Source organism: Skermanella mucosa, from assembly GCF_016765655.2.
GTDB classification, from domain to species: Bacteria; Pseudomonadota; Alphaproteobacteria; order Azospirillales; family Azospirillaceae; genus Skermanella; species Skermanella mucosa.
The window spans coordinates 5,137,153-5,156,068 of sequence record NZ_CP086106.1 but is presented as its reverse complement, the minus strand read 5'-3'; the positions used below and the strand labels follow the sequence as shown (position 1 = coordinate 5,156,068).

18 protein-coding genes are annotated in these 18,916 nt (G+C 67.4%); 4 read left to right on the top strand and 14 right to left on the bottom strand.

What is annotated here, in order from left to right; genetic code table 11:
• Positions 1-57: 57 nt before the first annotated feature.
• The 4 genes from JL100_RS23955 to JL100_RS23940 form a co-directional block, all read right to left on the bottom strand.
• Entirely contained in the window at positions 58-2,148 is a 2,091-nt protein-coding gene (locus JL100_RS23955) for a sodium-translocating pyrophosphatase (protein WP_202685446.1), read from the bottom strand.
• A 250-nt stretch (positions 2,149-2,398) separates the two neighbouring features.
• On the bottom strand, positions 2,399-2,857 hold the full coding sequence (locus tag JL100_RS23950) for a flagellar basal body-associated FliL family protein (protein ID WP_202685445.1): 459 nt from the start codon (positions 2,855-2,857) through the stop codon (positions 2,399-2,401).
• 115 nt (positions 2,858-2,972) lie between these two features.
• Positions 2,973-3,698: a hypothetical protein gene (locus JL100_RS23945; protein ID WP_202685444.1), complete on the bottom strand. Its 726-nt coding sequence runs from the start codon at positions 3,696-3,698 to the stop codon at positions 2,973-2,975.
• Between the two features lie 133 nt (positions 3,699-3,831).
• Positions 3,832-4,404, bottom strand: coding sequence for a glutathione peroxidase (locus JL100_RS23940; protein ID WP_202685443.1), 573 nt, complete (start codon positions 4,402-4,404; stop codon positions 3,832-3,834).
• 148 nt (positions 4,405-4,552) lie between these two features.
• Between JL100_RS23940 and JL100_RS23935 the strand changes: the two genes are divergently transcribed.
• Both JL100_RS23935 and JL100_RS23930 read left to right on the top strand, forming a co-directional pair.
• Positions 4,553-6,046, top strand: coding sequence for a CoA-acylating methylmalonate-semialdehyde dehydrogenase (locus JL100_RS23935; RefSeq protein ID WP_202685442.1), 1,494 nt, complete (start codon positions 4,553-4,555; stop codon positions 6,044-6,046).
• A 4-nt stretch (positions 6,047-6,050) separates the two neighbouring features.
• A complete protein-coding gene (locus JL100_RS23930) occupies positions 6,051-6,842 on the top strand; it encodes a 2-keto-4-pentenoate hydratase (RefSeq protein WP_202685441.1) in 792 nt (263 codons plus the stop codon).
• A gap of 272 nt (positions 6,843-7,114) precedes the next feature.
• On the opposite strand, the gene JL100_RS23925 is transcribed toward JL100_RS23930, so the two are convergent.
• From JL100_RS23925 to JL100_RS23885, 9 genes are all read right to left on the bottom strand, one after another.
• Complete coding sequence (locus JL100_RS23925; protein WP_228420869.1) at positions 7,115-8,113, bottom strand: branched-chain amino acid ABC transporter permease; 999 nt, start codon at positions 8,111-8,113, stop codon at positions 7,115-7,117.
• A 3-nt stretch (positions 8,114-8,116) separates the two neighbouring features.
• Positions 8,117-9,004 (bottom strand): branched-chain amino acid ABC transporter permease, encoded by an 888-nt coding sequence (locus JL100_RS23920; RefSeq protein ID WP_267133589.1) that lies wholly within the window; start codon positions 9,002-9,004, stop codon positions 8,117-8,119.
• 15 nt (positions 9,005-9,019) lie between these two features.
• Entirely contained in the window at positions 9,020-10,240 is a 1,221-nt protein-coding gene (locus JL100_RS23915) for an ABC transporter substrate-binding protein (RefSeq protein WP_202685824.1), read from the bottom strand.
• 142 nt (positions 10,241-10,382) lie between these two features.
• Positions 10,383-11,105 (bottom strand): ABC transporter ATP-binding protein, encoded by a 723-nt coding sequence (locus tag JL100_RS23910; RefSeq protein ID WP_202685844.1) that lies wholly within the window; start codon positions 11,103-11,105, stop codon positions 10,383-10,385.
• On the bottom strand, positions 11,098-11,856 hold the full coding sequence (locus JL100_RS23905; RefSeq protein ID WP_228420868.1) for an ABC transporter ATP-binding protein: 759 nt from the start codon (positions 11,854-11,856) through the stop codon (positions 11,098-11,100). Before JL100_RS23905 ends, JL100_RS23910 begins: the two co-directional genes overlap by 8 nt.
• 146 nt (positions 11,857-12,002) lie before the next feature.
• Complete coding sequence (locus tag JL100_RS23900; protein WP_407696897.1) at positions 12,003-13,025, bottom strand: helix-turn-helix transcriptional regulator; 1,023 nt, start codon at positions 13,023-13,025, stop codon at positions 12,003-12,005.
• Between the two features lie 319 nt (positions 13,026-13,344).
• Positions 13,345-13,737 (bottom strand): response regulator, encoded by a 393-nt coding sequence (locus tag JL100_RS23895; RefSeq protein ID WP_202681837.1) that lies wholly within the window; start codon positions 13,735-13,737, stop codon positions 13,345-13,347.
• Positions 13,738-13,941: 204 nt separating this feature from the next.
• A complete protein-coding gene (locus tag JL100_RS23890; protein WP_202681838.1) occupies positions 13,942-15,048 on the bottom strand; it encodes a sensor histidine kinase in 1,107 nt (368 codons plus the stop codon).
• A 145-nt stretch (positions 15,049-15,193) separates the two neighbouring features.
• Positions 15,194-15,481, bottom strand: a complete 288-nt coding sequence (locus JL100_RS23885; RefSeq protein ID WP_202681839.1) for a GapR family DNA-binding domain-containing protein — start codon at positions 15,479-15,481, stop codon at positions 15,194-15,196.
• A gap of 180 nt (positions 15,482-15,661) precedes the next feature.
• Between JL100_RS23885 and JL100_RS23880 the strand changes: the two genes are divergently transcribed.
• Complete coding sequence (locus JL100_RS23880; protein ID WP_202681840.1) at positions 15,662-16,339, top strand: hypothetical protein; 678 nt, start codon at positions 15,662-15,664, stop codon at positions 16,337-16,339.
• 182 nt (positions 16,340-16,521) lie between these two features.
• Here the strand turns inward: JL100_RS23880 and JL100_RS23875 are convergent, their stop codons facing one another.
• Complete coding sequence (locus JL100_RS23875; protein ID WP_202681841.1) at positions 16,522-17,304, bottom strand: LamB/YcsF family protein; 783 nt, start codon at positions 17,302-17,304, stop codon at positions 16,522-16,524.
• Positions 17,305-17,987: 683 nt separating this feature from the next.
• Here JL100_RS23875 and JL100_RS23870 point away from each other — a divergent pair.
• Positions 17,988-18,872 carry a PEP-CTERM/exosortase system-associated acyltransferase gene (locus JL100_RS23870; RefSeq protein ID WP_202681842.1) on the top strand — a complete coding sequence of 295 codons (885 nt, stop codon included), beginning with the start codon at positions 17,988-17,990 and terminating at the stop codon, positions 18,870-18,872.
• Positions 18,873-18,916 lie beyond the last annotated feature (44 nt).

Genomic DNA, 18,916 nt, shown 5'->3' with positions numbered 1-18,916 from the left:
ATTGATCTGCCGGGTTTTCGGTTTCCGGGTGATCATGCTGATCACCCGGAAACCGTATCAGCCCCCCAGCTTGGCGAGGATCGCCAGCAGCAGGATCGCGACGATGTTGGTGATCTTGATCATCGGGTTGACCGCCGGGCCGGCGGTGTCCTTGTAGGGGTCGCCGACGGTGTCGCCGGTCACCGCCGCCTTGTGGGCCTCCGATCCCTTGCCGCCGTAGTTCCCCTCCTCGATGTACTTCTTCGCGTTGTCCCAGGCGCCGCCGCCCGAGGTCATGGAGATCGCGACGAAGATGCCGGTCACGATGGTGCCCAGCAGCATGGCGCCCAGGGCCGTGAAGGCTTCCGCCTGGCCGGCGATCAGGCTGATCACCAGGTACAGCACGATCGGCGCCGCCACCGGCAGCAGCGAGGGCAGGATCATCTCGCGGATCGCGGCGCGGGTCAGCATGTCCACGGCGCGGCCGTAGTCCGGCTTCGCCGTGCCTTCCATGATGCCCTTGATCTCGCGGAACTGGCGCCGCACCTCGACCACGACCGAGCCGGCCGCCCGGCCGACCGCGGTCATGCCCATGGCCCCGAACAGGTAGGGCAGCAGGCCGCCGATCAGAAGCCCGACGACCACGTAAGGGTCCTGGAGGTTGAAGCTGACGACCACGTCGGGGAAGTAATGCTTCAGGTCCTCGATATAGGCCGCGAACAGGACCAGGGCCGCGAGGCCGGCGGAGCCGATCGCGTAGCCCTTGGTGACCGCCTTGGTGGTGTTGCCGACGGCGTCGAGCGCGTCGGTGATGACCCGGGTCTCCTTGGGCAGGTCGGCCATCTCAGCGATGCCGCCGGCATTGTCGGTGACCGGGCCGTAGGCGTCCAAAGCCACGACCATCCCGGCCAGAGCCAGCATGGTGGTGGCCGCGACGGCGATGCCGAACAGGCCCGCCATGGCATGGGCGATGATGATGCCGGCGCAGATCACCAGGGCCGGCAGGGCGGTCGCCTCCATGGAGACGGCGAGGCCCTGGATCACGTTGGTGCCGTGCCCGGTCTCGGACGACTTGGCGATGCTGCGAACCGGGCGGAACGCGGTCGAGGTGTAGTATTCGGTGATCCAGACCAGCAGCCCGGTGACGCCCAGGCCGACCAGGGCGCAGACGAACAGGCGGATGCCCGTCACCGCCTCCCCGCCGATCCGCTCAAGCGGCGTGCGGAAACCCAGCAGGATCGCGGTCGCCAGGAAGATCAGCACGGCCGAGATCGCCGCGGTGACCGCCAGGCCCTTGTACAGCGCCCCCATGATGTTGTTGGAAGGGCCGAGCTTGACGAAGAAGGTCCCGGCGATCGAGCCGATGATGCAGACCGCGCCGATCACCAGCGGATAGATCATCAGCCGGGCCTGGGTCTCGCCCACGAAAAAAATCGCCGCCAGGAGCATGGTGGCGACGATGGTGACTGCGTAGGTCTCGAAGAGGTCGGCGGCCATGCCGGCGCAGTCGCCGACATTGTCGCCCACATTGTCCGCGATGACCGCGGGATTGCGGGGATCGTCCTCCGGGATGCCGGCCTCGACCTTGCCCACCAGGTCGGCGCCGACGTCGGCCCCCTTGGTGAAGATGCCGCCGCCCAGCCGCGCGAAGATCGAGATCAGCGATGCCCCGAAGCTGAGGGCCACCAGGGCCTCCAGGATCGCGCGGATCTCCAGCCCGGCGGCCAGCAGCGCGCCGTAATAGCCCGCCACGCCCAGCAGGCCCAGCCCGACCACCAGCATGCCGGTGATGGCGCCGGACTTGAAGGCGATGTCGAGCGCCGGGGTCATGCCGTGGCGCGCCGCCTCCGCCGTGCGGACGTTGGCGCGGACGGATACGTTCATGCCGACATATCCCGCCACGCCGGACAGGATGGCGCCGATGAAGAAGCCGCCCGCCACGTGGAGCCCGAGGATGAAGCCCAGGATCACGCCGATCACGACGCCGACGACGGCTATGGTGGTGTATTGCCGGTTCAGATAGGCTTGGGCGCCTTCCTGGATGGCGCCGGATATCTCCTGCATCCGGGCGGACCCGGCACTCGCGGCCATGACCTCCCGGCCGGCATAGATGCCGTAGCCGAGGGCCGCGAGGCCGCATAGGACGACGAAGACGAACGCAACTGACATCGATCCCCCCAGATTTCCGTCGAAGAGCTTTTATCGCGCGCAATCATCCCGTTGATTCAAGGCTGTAGCGGGCAACTTCTTGTCGGCGAAGCATGCCGGAGGGCCGCCGACAAAGCAACTGCGGGGCTGATTCGGCACGACGATGCCACGCCGCGGGGCGGAAATTCGCCATCCCGCCGTGAATTGGGGCAACGAATAGGAAACTAAGGGTCGCGACTCGGGCCGCGACTCCGGAGATTCGCCCGCGCCGTCACATCGGGCGCTGGTTGACGACCTGGATCAGCACGTCGCGCACGACGCCCTTGCCCATCACCTTGGCGGTGGCCTCGTTGAGCTTCGCCTTGACCTGCGGGACGTCGAGCATCCCGGCCTGCATCGCCTTGCCCGACGCGATGGCGCCGTAGATCCCGGTCAGGAAGGCGTCGGTCAGGCGGGGCGCCTGATCGCGGACCTTGTCGGCCATGGGCGCGTCGGCCACCTCCAGCGCGACCATCAGGGTGACGAACTGGTCGATCCGCTCGGCGCCCAGCACCGGGACCGTCAGGGGCCCGATATTGACGAAGACGGGCGGACCGGCGGGCGGCTCCGGCTCCGGCGGCGCCTCGACCTTCTCCTCGTGCGCGTCCTTGTTGGCGAACAGGAACCAGCCCGCGCCGAAGCCGCCGCCGCCGAACAGGAGCGCCACCAGCAGCAGGATCAGGATCTTCATGAGGGCCCTCGTCGCCACGCCTTTCCGCCCCGGGGGCGGCAGGGGCGATATGTGGACCGGGAGCCCTTAATACCCGATTAACTTACACCTGAACGGGATGGTGAACGGGATGGGGTCAGGGGAATGGGCAGCGCTCGCCGGTGACCTCGACGAAGGACCGGGACCCCGCCACGACCGTGAACTGGTGCTCGATGCCGGCGGCCACCACCACGTGGTTGAGCGGCAGCACTCCGGTGGCCTCGGTCTGCCGGCCGCCCGCCTCGGTGAACCGGATCGTCACGGGGGCCGCGGGATCGAACCAGCCCTCGGCGTTGCCGGCGGCGCTGCGGGCCGGCGTGCCCTCGCCGCTGACCGTGACGGCGCCGTTGGCGAAGCCCACCGCGGAGTTGGGACCCTTGTAGATCGGCGTGGGCAGGATGAACCGCTTGTTCTCCGGCTTCTCGCACTGGCGCGGGGTCCGGATCTGGTTCAGCACGAAGACCAGCCGGTTGGGATCGACTCCGGCGGCCAGCCGCTCGCGCGCCAGCTCGGTCAGGCGCGCCAGGTCGCCGGTCGGCAACTCGCGGGAAAGCCGCGCCTCCAGCTCGGCGGCCCTGGTCTCCGCCGTCTGGGCGGCCGTGCGCAGCGCGGCGACGGAGCGGGCCAGGTCGGCGTTGGCGCCGGCAAGCTGGGCGTTCTCGGCCCGCAGCCCGGCCTCCCGCGCCTTCACCTGCTCGACGCCCATCTGGTACGCGAACAGGCCGACGCCGAGGAGTACGCCGACGAATGCCAGGAACTTGACCGTACGTACCCAGAAGCGACGCCGCCGACGCCGTTCGTAGTCATGCAGACCGAGCGTCATGCCGCGGTTCCCGTGGTGTCGACAAGCATGCCGGGGACACGTACGTACCCCCTTCGCGAGCGTGCTTTATCGCAAAGCCACGGGGGTCGGCGCAACAGCGAACGGCAGGATCATCCAGGCTCCGACCCGGGGGTCATTCCGGCAGCACGGCCTCGACCGCCCGGACGACCTTGTCGGATCCGGGAGAGGCCGAGGTCGGGAACCAGCCGGCCAGCCGGCCGTCGGGCGCGATCAGGTACTTGTGGAAGTTCCAGCGCGGCGCCGCGGCCTGCCCCAGCTCCTGCCCGGCCCAGCGGTAGAAGGGGTGCGCTCCGGCGCCGGTGACGGCCTGCTTCTCCGTCATTGGGAAATCGACCGAGAAATTGACTTCGCAGAAATCCTTGATCTGCTCCGCGCTGCCCGGCTCCTGGCCGCCGAAATCGTTGCTCGGCACGCCCAGCACCACCAGGCCGCGCCCGCGGTACCGCTCCCACAGGGCCTGGAGGTCGGCATATTGCGGGGTGTAGCCGCACATCGACGCCGTGTTCACCACCAGCACCGCCTTGCCGGCGAACCGCTTCAGGGGCAACGGCTGGCCATCGATCGAGACGAAATCGAAGTCATGGGCGGTCCCGGGTGTCGGCATCGCGGCGTTCCCAGTGGCGGGCGGAAAGGCGAGGACCAGCGACAGCAGCATCAGCACGGCGGCACAGGCGGAACGGCGCATGGCAAAACCCGTCGAAGGCGGAACCTGATCCAGGAGATAGGCTTTTCGCGGTGCCGGTCCAGGGATCCGCCGCCCGGAGATTGTCGGCGTACCCGATTGCTTGCTAGTGTCCTTCGCAACCAACCAATCAAAGAGGGGGAGGGCGAACATGCCCGACATCGATCATTACATCGGCGGCAGGATCGTGGCCGGGACCGGCGACCGCCGGGCCGACGTGTTCAACCCGGCGACCGGCGAGGTCAGCGGCCGGGTGGCCCTGGCGAACAAGGCCGACGTGGCCGCGGCGGTCGAGGCGGCATCCGCCGCGCTTCCCGGCTGGGCGGCGACTCCGCCGGTCGTCCGCGCCCGCGTGATGTTCAAGTTCAAGTACCTGGTCGAGGCCCATGCCGACGAGCTGGTCCGCCTGATCAGCGCCGAGCACGGCAAGGTCCAGTCGGACGCGCGCGGCGAGCTGAGCCGCGGCCTGGAAGTGGTGGAGTTCGCCTGCGGCATCCCGCACCTGCAGAAGGGCGAGTTCAGCGAGAACGTCGGCACCAACGTCGACAGCTTCTCCATGCGCCAGCCGGTCGGGGTCTGCGCCGGCATCACGCCGTTCAACTTCCCGGCCATGGTGCCGATGTGGATGTTCCCGGTGGCGCTCGCCTGCGGCAACAGCTTCATCCTGAAACCGTCGGAGCGCGACCCGTCCACGGCGCTGCGTCTGGCCGAGCTGCTCACCGAGGCGGGCCTGCCGCCCGGCGTGTTCAACGTGGTCAACGGTGACAAGGAGGCGGTCGACGCCCTGCTGACCGACCCGCGCGTGGACGCGATCAGCTTCGTCGGCTCCACCCCGATCGCGGAATACATCTACCGGACCGGCACCGAGCACGGGAAGCGGGTGCAGGCCCTGGGCGGGGCCAAGAACCACATGGTGGTGATGCCCGACGCCGACCTGTCCCAGGCGACCGACGCCCTGATGGGGGCGGCCTACGGCTCGGCCGGCGAGCGCTGCATGGCGGTCTCCGTCGCGGTGGCGGTCGGCGGGGTCGGCGACGCGCTGATGGAGCGGCTGGAGCCCAAGGTCCGCGCGCTGAAGATCGGCCCGGGCAACGATCCCGAGGCCGAGATGGGGCCGCTGGTCACCCGGCAGCACCGCGACAAGGTCCGGGGCTACGTGGACCAGGGCGTCAAGGAGGGCGCCAAGCTGGTGGTCGACGGCCGCGACCTGAAGCTCCAGGGCTACGAGAACGGCTTCTATATCGGCGGCTGCCTGTTCGACGACGTCACCACCGACATGACGATCTACAAGGAGGAGATCTTCGGCCCGGTGCTGGCGGTCGTGCGGGTGCCCGACTTCGACCAGGCGGTCGGCATGATCAACGACCACGAGTACGGCAACGGCACCGCCATCTTCACCCGCGACGGCGACGCCGCCCGGACCTTCGCCAACCGGATCAAGGTCGGCATGGTCGGAATCAACGTGCCGATCCCGGTGCCCATGGCGTTCCACAGCTTCGGCGGCTGGAAGCGCAGCCTGTTCGGCGACCATGCGGTCCACGGCATGGAGGGCGTGCATTTCTACACCCGCCTGAAGACCGTGACCTCGCGCTGGCCGACCGGTATCCGCGCCGGGGCCGAGTTCACCATGCCCGTCATGAAGTGACGCCATGATGACCCCGGAGAGCGCCGTCTTCGCCGCCTGCGAGCTGTTCGCCGCCCATCTCAGCCTGCGGGCGCTCGACCGGCTGCCCGACCCGTTGCAGCCGGCCGACGAGGCGGAGGCCTACCAGGTCCAGGAGGCGTTGAACCGGAAGCTCTCCGGAGCCGGCTTCGGGGAGCTGGCGGGCTACAAGATCGGCTGCACCACGGCGGTGATGCAGGCCTATCTGGGCATTCCGAGCCCGTGCCGCGGCGGCATCCCGTCGAGCACCGTGGCGGCGGGCGGGGCGGTACTGAACCGTGCCACCTTCCGCCGGCCGGGGGTGGAATGCGAGATCGCCGTGCGTCTGGGCGCCGACGTGCCGGAGTCCGGCGCGCCCTACGACAGGAACTCCGTCGCCGGGTTCGTGGAGTGCTGCATGCCGGCGGCCGAGATCGTGGACGACCGCTATGCGGACTGGCGGACCGTCGGCACCCCGCTGCTGATCGCCGACAACTTCTTCGGCGCGGGCTGCGTGCTGGGCGCCCCGGTCCATGACTGGGGCGCCCTGGACGAGATCGCGGGGACCATGCTGATCAACGGCGCCGTGGTGGGGACGGGCAGGGGTTCCGATGTGCTGGGGCACCCGTTCGAGGCGCTGGCCTGGCTCGCCAACCAATTGGCCGGGCAGGGGGGAGGGCTGAAGGCCGGCGACCTGGTGCTGACCGGCAGCGTCGTCCAGACCAACTGGGTCGCTGCCGGCGACCGGGTGGCGATGGACCTGGGGAGGCTGGGGGCGGTGGAGCTGAGCTTCGGGTGAGTTCCTACCGTAGGTCGGCCTCGGCCGAAGGCCGACGCCGACAGCGTGGCCGGAGCGTCGATGCAGGGCGTCGGCGTTCGCCCTGACGGGCGAAGGCCGACCTACGGCGATATAGGCAACCGCGTTCTGGTACGGGAATGTCGCCTCGGGGAGCCTGCGCCGAAAGCAGTTCGTTCTCCCATACCGAAGCCTGTGCGGGTGTCCACGGCAGCCCGTGACCAGCCATAAAGCCAATCAAAGGCGGCCGTGGACGCAGGTTCCTCCCCGAAGCCTCACCCCCGGCCCTTGAGCAGGGCTCCGATCTCGCCGACGATGCCGCGGCGGAACAGCAGGACGCAGACGACGAAGATGACGCCGGTCACCACCGTCACCGGGAGCTGCGTGCCGGCCAGGTAGTTCTGCAAGGTGACCACCAGGAAGGCGCCGACCACCGGGCCGAAGATGGTGCCCAGCCCGCCCAGCAGCGTCATCAGCACCACCTCGCCCGACATCTGCCACGTGATGTCGGTCAGCGACGCCAACTGAAACACGATCGCCTTGGTCCCGCCGGCGAGGCCCGCCAGCGCCGCCGACATCACGAAGGCCGCCAGCTTGTACTGGTCCACCTTGTAGCCCAGCGACACCGCCCGCGGCTCGTTCTCCCGGATCGCCTTCAGCACCTGCCCGAAGGGCGAGTGGATGGTCCGGTAGATCAGCAGGAAACCGGCCAGGAACACCGCCAGCACGAAGTAGTACATGGCCAGGTTGTCGCCCAGGTCGATCACCCCGAACAGGTAGCCCCGCGGCACCGCCTGGATGCCGTCCTCGCCGCCGGTGAACGGCAGCTGGAGCGCCAGGAAGAACACCATCTGCGACAGCGCCAGCGTCACCATCGCGAAGTAGATCCCCTGCCGTCGGATCGCCAGGAAGCCGAACCCCAGGCCGAACAGCGCCGCCACCGCGACGCCGAGCAGGATGCCCAGCTCGGGCGTCAGGCCCCACACCTTGACCGCGTGGGCGGTCACGTAGGCGGCCGAGCCGAAGAACGCCGCGTGGCCGAACGACAGCAGCCCGACATAGCCGATCAGCAGGTTGAAGGCGCAGGCGAACAGCGCGAAGCACAGCGCCTTGGCCAGGAACACCGGGTAGAGCTGGAACGGGGCGACCAGCGCCACCACCAGCAGCGCCGCCAGCGCCGCCCATTTCAGCGCCGGCGAGCCCTGGCCGGCCCGCGGGGCTTCGGCCTGTGGGTGGGCGGCCCGGGAGGGAGCGGTTTGGGAATGGGTTGCCATGGCTTACTTCTCCCGTCCGAACAGACCGGCCGGCTTGATCAGCAGCACCACGGCCATCACGACGAAGATCACGATGTTGGAGGCCTCGGGGTAGAACACCTTGGTGAAGCCCTCCAGGATGCCGAGCATGAAGCCGGTCAGCACGGCGCCCAGGATCGAGCCCATGCCGCCGATCACGACGACGGCGAAGACGACGATGATCAGGTGCGAGCCCATCAGCGGGTTGACCTGGTAGATCGGCGCCGCGAGCACGCCGGCCAGGCCGGCGAGCGCCACGCCGAAGCCGTAGGTCGCGGTGATCATGACCGGGACGTTGATGCCGAAGGCCTGGACCAGCACCGGGTTCTCGGTGGCGGCGCGCAGGTATGCTCCCAGGCGGGTCCGCTCGATCATGAACCAGGTGCCGAAGCAGACCACCAGCGAGACGGCGACGACCCAGCCGCGGTATGTCGGCAGGAACATGAAGCCGAGATTGTGGCCGCCGGCCAGCGCCTGGGGGATCGGGTAGGGCTGGCCGGAGACGCCGTACCAGTGGCGGAACATGCCCTCGATGATCAGGGCGAGGCCGAAGGTGAGCAGCAGGCCGTAGAGGTGGTCGAGCTTGTAGAGCCGGCTGAGCATCAGCTTCTCCAGCACGACGCCGATCAGGCCGACCAGCACGGGGGCCAGCACCAGGGCCACCCAGTAGTTGATCCCGGCGAACTTCAGCAGCATCCACGCCGCGAAGGCGCCCAGCATGTACTGGGCGCCGTGCGCGAAGTTGATGACGTTGAGCATGCCGAAGATGACGGCCAGCCCAAGGCTCAGCAGGGCATAGAAGGACCCGTTGATCAGCCCCAGCAGGAGCTGACCGAACAGGACCTGGGGCGGAATCCCCAGCAGCTCCATCATTTGCGGGTCCGTCCCTTACTTCTGGGCGATCTTGCAGCCGCTGGCGGCCGCGTCGAGATAGGCCTGGTCACCGGGGATGGTGCTCACGATCTCGTAATAGTCCCACGGCCCCTTGCTCTCGGACGGCGCCTTGACGCGGGCCAGGTACATGTCGTGGACCATGCGGCCGTTGGACAGGATCTTGCCGTTCTTGGCGAACATGTCCTGGATCGGCAGCTCGTGCATCTTGGAGACGACGGCCTTCGCCTCGTCGGTCTTGGCCGCCTGGACGGCCTTCAGGTAGTGCTTGACCGAGGAATAGACGCCGGCCTGCACCATGGTCGGCTTCGAGCCCGTCTTCTCCTGGTACTTGGCCGACCAGGCGCGTGTGTCCTCGTCCATGTCCCAGTAGAAGCCCGTCGTGGCGACCAGGCCCTGCGCGGCGTTCAACCCGAGCGCATTGACGTCCGAGATGAACAGCAGCATGCCGGCCAGCGTCTGGCCCGCCTGGGTGATGCCGAACTCGTTGGCCTGCTTGATCGCGTTGGTGGTGTCGTTGCCCGCGTTGGCGAGGCCGATCACCTGGGAGCCCGAGCCCTGGGCCTGGAGCAGGAAGGACGAGAAGTCCGAGTTGCCCAGCGGGTGGCGCACCGAGCCAAGCACCTGGCCGCCCAGCTCCTTGACCACCGCCGTGGTCTCCTCCTCCAGCGAGTGGCCGAAGGCGTAGTCGGCGGTGATGAAGTACCAGGTGTTCTTGCCTTCCTCGGTCAGCGCGCGCGCGGTGCCGGCGGCCAGCGCGTGGTTGTCGTAGGTCCAGTGGATGCCGGTCGGCGAGCAGGCGTCGCCGGTCAGGCGCGAGCTGCCCGGGCCGGACATCAGGAAGATGCGGTTCTTGTCGCGGGTGATCTCCTGGACCGCCAGCGCCGCGGCCGAGTTGGGCACGTCGGCGATCACGTCTACCTGTTCGCGGTCGATCCACTGGCGGGTGACGTTGGCCGCGATGTCGGCCTTGTTCTGATGGTCGGCGACCACGATCTCGATCGGCGCGCCGTCGATCGCGTTGCCGAACTCCTCCGCCGCCATGCGCGCGGCCACGGCCGAGCCCTCGCCCGCCACGTCGGCATAGATGCCGGAGCGGTCGTTCAGGACGCCGATCTTGATCCTGCCGTCCGAGACCGCTCCCTGCGCGTTCGCCGCGGCGGCGAAGCCGACCGACAGTGCCGCGAGAGCCGTACCCGTCATGATCTGCTTCAGCATCTTGCTCATCCTGTTCACCGTTTCCCCTGTTACCTTGTTGTTCTGCGCCGTTCCGGCTGAAACGACTGATTCCGGCGGTTCACGTGCCGCGTCGGGTTGGGCCATGGCCCAACGCACCGGCAAAGCTGTCCCGGCCGGACCATCAGACGCCGAGATATTCGTGCAGCTTGTGCATGTTGGCTTCGAGCTGGTCGTTCGGGATCATGTCGACGATGTGCCCCTCCTCCATCACGTAGTGGCGGTCCGCGATGGTGGCGGCGAAGCGGAAGTTCTGCTCGACCAGCAGGATGGTGAAGCCGCTCTGCTTCAGCTCCCGCACCACCCGCCCGATCTGCTGGATGATCACCGGCGCCAGGCCCTCGGTCGGCTCGTCCAGCAGGATCAGGTCGGCCCCGGTGCGCAGGATCCGCCCGATCGCCAGCATCTGCTGCTCGCCGCCCGACAGCCGCGTCCCCTGGCTCTTGCGCCGCTCCTTCAGGTTCGGGAACAGCCGGTAGATCGCCTCCACGTCCATGCCGCCCGGCTTGATCGTCGGCGGCAGCATCAGGTTCTCTTCCACGTTCAGGCTGGAGAAGATGCCCCGCTCCTCCGGAACGTAGCCGATCCCGAGCCGGGCGATCCGGTTCGACGCAAGACCCACCAGCTCCGTCCCGTTCAGCCGGATCGAGCCGGTGCGCTTGCCCACGATGCCCATGATCGAGCGCATCGTCGTGGTCTTGCCGGCGCCGTTGCGCCCCAGCAGGGTCACCACCTCGCCCCGCCGGACGTCCAGGCTGACCCCGTGCAGGATGTGGCTCTCGCCGTAGAAGGCGTGGAGATCCCGGATCTCCAGCATCCCCGTCGTCGTCGCGGCCCCGTCAGGCATGTCCCGTCCCCATGTACGCTTCCATCACCTGCGGGTCCTTCGACACCGTCGCGTAAGGCCCCTCGGCCAGGATCTCGCCCCGGCGCAGCACCGTGATCTTGTCCGAGAGGTCGGACACGACCGACAGGTTGTGCTCGACCATCAGGATGGTGCGGTTGGCCGAGACCTTGCGGATCAGCGCCGCGGTGTGGTCGATGTCCTCGTGCCCCATGCCGGCCATGGGCTCGTCGAGCAGCATCAGCTCGGGCTCCAGCGCCAGCGTGGTGGCGATCTCCAGCGCGCGCTTGCGGCCGTAGGGCAGCTCGGCGGCGGCGGTGTCGCGGTAGGCCGCCAGGTTGACCGAGTCCAGCAGCGCCTCGGCCTGGCCGTTCAGGGCGTGCAGCGCCTTCTCCGAGCGCCAGAAGTCGAAGCTGTCGCCGCGCAGGCGCTTCTGCAGCGCCACGCGTACGTTCTCCAGGCAGGTCAGGTGCGGGAAGACGGCGCTGATCTGGAAGGAGCGTACGAGCCCGCGCCGGGCGATGTCGGCCGGCTTGACCCGGGTGATGTCGTTGCCGTTGAACAGGATCTGCCCGCCGCTCGGCGTCAGGAACTTGGTCAGCAGGTTGAAGACGGTCGTCTTGCCCGCCCCGTTCGGGCCGATCAGGGCATGGATGCTGCCGCGGCGGACCTGGAGGCTGACGTCCTTGACCGCGATGAAACCCTTGAATTCCTTCGTCAGATTCCGGGTTTCAAGTATGTGATCCCCGTCCATGCGTACCTCCCCTTATCGGACGGTCCGCCGGATCTCCCGTCGCCGGGGCATGCGGTCGGATGTCCTGGATTTTGCGTGAAGTTAGGGACAGGGGGGGACGCGGCGCACCACCCGAAAGGGTGGCATTCTGCCGAAACTCCAAAGACCTACTGCAGATAGCCCATTTCCCTCCCCCGGGCGACCGCGCTTGTCCGGGTAGTGACGTACAGCTTGGCGAACAACCTTTTCATGTACCATTTGACCGTGTCCTCCGAGATGCGCAGTCGCTCGCCGATCTCGCGGTTGCGCAACCCTTCGGAGACGAGCCGCAGAATCTGGATTTCGCGGTGGTGCAGGCGGTCCGACGATGCGGGTGCCGGCCGCGCGGTCTCGGGCTGGAGCGTTTCCAGCACGCGGCCGGATATTTCGATCGCGTCGCGGCACTGGGCCATCGCGGATTCCAGGTCGCCCGCGGCCCCCGCCGCATAACCCACCATGACGGCGGCGAAACCCCGCAGCAGCGGGTCGTCGGACTGGGGAGGCCCATCGGGCTGGCCGGGGTCCGCCCGATCGAGCCATCGGTCGGTGCGGTGGCGGATCTCCGGCAGGGCGTCCCGCTCCTTCGCCATCAGGCGCCTGGTCAGCACCGCCAGTTGAAGGGCCGAGATGCGGCCCTCCGTCTTCTCCGTGACTTCCCGGACCTGGTCCTCGGCAATGTCCAGGGCCTGGACCCGGGTCAGGTAGTAGCGCGCCTCGTCCAGGGTGAAGCGCAGGTCGGATGCGCGCAATTCCAGCAGCGTCCCGCAGCCGCGCAGCCGCGCGAGCGGCAGCGGCGGGTCGGCGCGCGTGGCGATAACCAGCGTGAAGCAGGCGGGCAGGCCGCTCAGCATCCGGTTGACGTCGCGATGGACCGCCGGGTCCGTCACCGCCTGATAATCGTCCAGGAACAGGATGATCCGGCGTCCGAGGCGGTCCAGTTCCCCCGCCAGGTCGCACAGGACGTCTTCCAGGGTCGCTGACGACCCGCAGGAGCCAAGGCCGGCGACCCGCCGCCCGAAGGCCGGCAGGACCGGCTCCAGCATGTCCGCCAGATCCGCCAGGAAGTGCCGGGGGTCATGCCCGTTGCGGTGCAGTGACAGCCAACCCGCCGTTATGCCGCGGTTGCGCGCTATGGCGTGCCAGCGCGCCATCAGGGTGGTCTTACCGATGCCGGAAGGCCCAGACAGAAGCACGAGGCGTAATCGATCAAACCGGGCGATACAGTCTTCCAGACGCGGACGGAAGACAAGACAGGATTCCACCGGCTGATCGTCAAGTTTATCGCTAAATTTCCGCAACGTTTCGGCTGCCCCTCGGCACAGGTCATGCCCGTGCTTCCAACGACGGGATAGGCGGGTGTGTAGCGGTATTCTCCTGCTTACTTCAACATATACCTGACGGCGTGAAGATGAAGCGTCCGGATCATTCGAGGGCCGGGGCCGAGGGTATCGGCGTCAAGGGCGGATACTCTCAGTCCTCGGCCAGCCCCATGCCCTGGAGCGCCGCGGTCAGCGCGGCACCCAGCCGGGCGTCGTCATAGGGCTTGCCGACGAAACCGACAGGTTGGGCCGCCTGTGCCCGCTTCAGGGTGGCCTGGTCGCTGAAGGCGCTCATGAAGAGGGACGGAATGCCGAGGCGCTGGCGGATCTCGACGGCGGCGTCGATGCCGTCCGTCCCCTGCGCAAGCCGGATGTCCATCAGGATGAGGTCCGGCCGGTAGTCCTCGGCGGCCATCACGGCGCCGGGACCGGATATCGCCTTGCCGCAGACGGTGAACCCCAGGTCTTCGACCATTTCCTCCAGCAGCATGGCCGGGATCGCCTCGTCCTCCACGATCAGGATGCGGACGCGCCGCGATCGCACGGGTTCCTGCCGGTCCGAGGGCAGGGAAGCGGCGGGGGTGGAATGGACAAGGCGAATTCTTGAGATTGCGTGCATCGGACCAAGCTACATTTCGGGACTCAGAAGTGGCAAGAGGTCAACACCTGCCGGATCGAATCGTCCAAGTGCCTACAAAGCGTTCGTTCCAATGGGCCTCCCGATGGGCTTCCGGTCTTTCCGATGCGGTCACCCCGCGGCGTGGATCCGGAACATGGTTCCGGACGGGCCGGACTCACAGGCTAACTCGCCGCCGAACTGCCCCAGCAGGGCGCAAACCATGCGCATTCCCAGGCTTTGGGTGTTCGCGGGATCGAACCCGGCGGGCAATCCGACCCCCTCGTCCGCGACGCCGACCTCGAACCCGCCGTCCGGCAGGGTCTTGAAACGGACTCGTATCACGCCGCGGCGGCCCGCGGGGTAGGCATACTTGACTGCGTTGGTCACCAGTTCGTTGACGACCAGCGCCAGCGGGATGACCTTGTCGGTCGGCAGTTCGTGGGTGTCGGCCTCCACCTCGATATGGTGACCCTGCTCGACCATCGCGGAGTGGGCCAGGTCGGCACACAGGTCGCGCAGGAACATGCCGAATTCCACGACCCCGACCTTGTCGGTCTTGTACAGGCGCTCGTGGACCCGGGCGACGGTGGCGACGCGGGAGCAGGCCTCGTCGAAATGGCGGCGCGTCACCGGATCGGAGATCTGGCGGCTTTCCAGCCGCAGCAGGCTGGAGACGAGCTGGAGGCTGTTCTTGACCCGGTGGTTGACTTCCTTGAGCATCAGGTCCTTCTGCTGGATCGAGCGGCGCAGCTCCAGCAGGGACATCACCTGGCGGGCGAGGGTGGACAGGGCGGCTTTCTGCTCCTCGTCCAGGCCGGGGCGGGGCTCGTGGTCGAGGACGCACAACGTGCCGAGGGCATGCCCGTCCGAGGTCCTCAGCAACGCGCCGGCATAGAAACGCATGCCCGGAGGTCCGGCCACCAGCGGGTTGTCGGAGAACCGGCCGTCCGCGGCCAGGTCGGGCACGATGAAGAGCTCCGACTGCTTGATGGCGAGGCGGCAGACCGACGCGTTCAACGGGGTCTCGCTGGCGTCCAGTCCGATCTCCGACTTGAACCACTGGCGGTTTGCGTCGACGAAGCTCACGAGCGCGACCGGCGCGCGGCAGACATAGGCTGCAAGGCGCGTGACGTCGTCGAACTCCTCCTCGCGGGGGGTGTCGAGTATGCCGTACCGGCGAAGTGCTTCGAGCCGCTGGATCTCGGAGATCTGCTGGCCAGGAATGGCGGTGCCCATCAAGCTTAGTGGTCCCAATCAATCGAGGGGGCGTCCGGAACCGGAGCAATGCGGACGGCCCGTCCGGCCGGCAGACCGGCGGAACGCATGCGTGCGATGATGCATCGGGCGGGGCGCAATGTCGAGCCCCGCCCGGCGCGGCCGGTCAGGCTGCTTCCTCGGCCGTCTCCGGAACCGCGAGGTCGAGATGCGTGCCGGTGTGGTGGGCGTAGAGCAGCAGGTCGTTCAGCAGTTCGGTCTCGGCGTCGGCCGAGTCCTTGCGGCGGATCGCGACCAGCCGGTCGAGCGCCCTGATGTTGAAGCCGGCCGATTTCGCCTCGCCCTTCAGGTCCTTGAGGTCGTTCTTCAGTCCATCGATTTCGTTCAGCAGGTTTTCCATGCGGTCGGCGAACTGCTTCAACTGTTCGGCCGTCGTAGCACCAGCGTCGATCAAGATCAGGCTCCGTGGATGGGGCTGGGGTTTGGGAATGGCGTCATACCGGCAAGCGCCGGTTCTGGCAACAAGGCCGCAGCGGGACGGCTGCGGAACGTTCCGCCGTTCCCCGCGGTTGGTATCGCATAGCCGTCGCGCCGCGGCGGTCCCCAAGCAACAACCAACGAATGGGGCAAAAAAATGGTGGACGCCATACCCGCTTCCGATACCGAAAACAGGCGTTACCTCAGCAACACGCCCGAGCACCCGTACATCCCCTACGACACCCCCAGCGCCTATGGGCGCGCCCACATCGGCGGCGACATCGGCGGTGACATCGACGGCGGCCACGACCGGCGCCGCAGCGACGGGCCGGGCGGCATCAGCGCGGTGATTCGGGACCATCCCGTGCCCTTCGTGATGTTCGCCGCGAGCGCCGGCATCCTGCTGGCGGCGTGGCTCGGCTATCGCTACCAGCGCGATAGCCGCCAGGGCGCCGGCCGGACGTCGCGTCTTTACACCGATCCGGACCGCCACCATACCCACGTCTCGGGTGACATGTCGGACCGGCCGGCGGGCCGCTCGCCCGATGCGGACCGGCTGGTCGGCATGCCCGGTGGCGGCAAGTCGGCGCGGGACAGCGCTTCGGTCCTGCTGGGACCCGACGGCGAGCCGCTTCGTGGCTCGGCCGGCGGGGCTTCGGGCGGCGCCACCAGCGTCGGCTGGGCGACACCCGACGGTTCGGCGTCCCATTCCGACACCGTGTCGGGCGAAGCCGCCGACACGCTCGGCCAGACCCGGCGCGAGAACGCCCCTCCGGGAAGCTCGGCCACCACGATCCGGACGCAGGCGAACCCGCCGATCTTCGACCGGCCGTGATCGGTGCCGGTCTTCGCCATGCGCGGACCATGGTCCGCGTCTGTCGGGCGCCCCTTCTTCGTCATGCGCGGGCCTGACCCGCGCATCCACGCGCAAACCGGCGGGATGGAGATTGCGCGTGGATGACCGGATCAAGTCCGGTCATGACGATCCTGGCGAGAATTCACCGCCGGTAGTGTTCATCACGCCAGGGTCCGGCTGAACGGCTCGATCGCGATGCCGAGGGCTTCCAGGCGCCCGCGGATCGTCCGCGCCATACCGACCGCCTGCGGATTGTCGCCGTGGACGCAGATGGTGTCGATCCGCGCCGGGATCCGGGCGCCGCTCACCGTCGTGATCGCCTCCTCCTCCAGCATGCGGACGATCCGGTCCGCCGCCGACCCGGCGTCGTGCAGCACGGCGCCGGGCTTTTTGCGCGATGTCAGGTTGCCGTCGTCGTCATAGGTGCGGTCGGCATAGATCTCCCGCGCGGCCCTCAGGCCCATCCGTTCCGCGGCGCGCTCGGTCTCCATGCCGGGCATGACGACGCAGATCAGGTCGCGGTCGACCGCCCGCACCGCCCGGGCGCAGGCCAGGGCGAGGTCGGGATCGACCGCCGCCATGTTGCCCAGCGATCCGTGCGCCTTGACGTGGGTGACCCGGTGGCCCGCGGCGGCGGCGAGCGCCTGCACCGCGCCGATCTGGTAGACCAGCATCTTCTCGATGTCCGCCGGGTCCTCCCCGAGGATCGGTCGGCGGCCGAAACCCCACTGGTCCAGGAAGCTGGGATGGGCGCCGACCGCCACGCCCGCCTCCAGGGCGAGGCGCACGGTGCGGTCGATCACCAGGGGATCGCCGGCGTGGAACCCGCAGGCGACGTTCGCGCTGGTGACGATCTTCAGCATATCGGCGTCGTTGCCCAGCGTGTAGACGCCGAAGCTCTCGCCCATGTCGCAGTTCAGGTCAACCCGGGAAATCCCTGCCATTCCTTCACCATCCTCGCCGGTCTCTTCTGCCGAAAGCCCGCTTCAGGATGGCGATTTCGCAGCCCCGGGACAACCTTGTTCAGTCGGCCAATTGCGTCGGGCCGACTGCGTCGAGGGCATCGAATCCTTTCAAATCAGTTGATCGCATAAGCTGATCATCCTTCGAAATTGACGGTGATTATGCCGGAAAATTCACAGGATTAGCCCCTGAAAGTCACAGCAATTCTTATCGAGGTCACATCTTTGCCACGTCAAATTTTCCTCTATTTCGAATACATTCGCGGCCGTGGCATAAAGTTGATCTGCACTCGATTAAGTGAGATTTAACTTTTGAGTGCTTTGATACATGGCGAAGAACCGTATATCAAACTTTATGCTTGATCTGCTGTAAGCGGTCTGGCCTTTCGGGGTCCGTTTCCCTTGTAGCGACTTGTTGAAGTGCGAATTTGCAGTTCGCTCGCTGCATTCTGCTGCGCTGAACGGTATCGGGCGCGGGGAGCCGCCCTGGGTTTCCCAGGGGACTTGCACCCGCTCCGCGTCACACCGTGAGGCAATGCCGGATCCGCGCGGCTGCGCCGAAAAGCATGCGACCGGGGCTTACCGTCGCCGAGAGACCATGAGCAGGAGCCGCCATCACCGGGACACGGTGGTTTGTGCAACCAAAAAACAAACTGGAAGACACCATGTACCATTCGAGATCTGGAGTTGAGCGGCTCGTATCCGAAGGGCAGGCTATCGGCAACGCCACTTCACTCACGAACGATACCGCGGCATCGCGAAAGTCTCCCGGTTTCACCGGCCTGGAATATTACAACTCGGTTTTCGAATCTTCCGTCGCGACGACTTCAGATCTTAAGAATAATTGTTTCCGTATTCGTTTTCAGGTTTATTGCATCGATAATGAGTTCGAGGATCCCGCGAACAACCCCGACGGCTTCGAACGCGACTCCTTCGACGACCATTCCGTCCATTCCCTGCTGACCCACCGCGCCACCGGCAACGCCATCGGCACGGTCCGCCTCGTCCTGCCGCAGGACGGCGGAGAGCGCCGGGTGCTGCCGATGCAGCGGATCGCCGGCGCGATCGCCGCGGATGCCGTGGCGCCGTTCCCGGTCTACCGTACGGCCGAGATCTCCCGCTTCTCGATCGTCAAGAGTTTCCGTCAGCACACGCCGGAAACCGGGGTCGAGGCGACGCTTTCCCCCGAGGAATGGCGCAAGATGCTCTTTCATCTGCCGCTCGGGCTCATTAAGTCCTGTGTCGAAATGAGCGTGCGCGAGGGAATCACCCACTGGGCCGCGGTGATGGAGCCGGCTTTGCTTCGGCTGCTGACCCGCCTCGGCATCCATTTCAACCCGCTGGGATCGCTGGTCGATTACCATGGACGGCGGCAGCCCTGCTGGGCCGACCTGGGCGCCCTGCTGCGGCGCGTCCATGCCGAGCGTCCCGACGTGTGGGAAATCATTACCGATGGCGGCCGCCTGTGGCCGCTGGATGAAACGAGCCCGGCCGAAGCGGTCGCGGTCACCGCTCCCTCCCGGTCGGCCTGCCTCGCGGTCGCCAACTGAGGGTGGGCGCCGACCGGGGCAAACCGACGGGGGCAAACCGACGG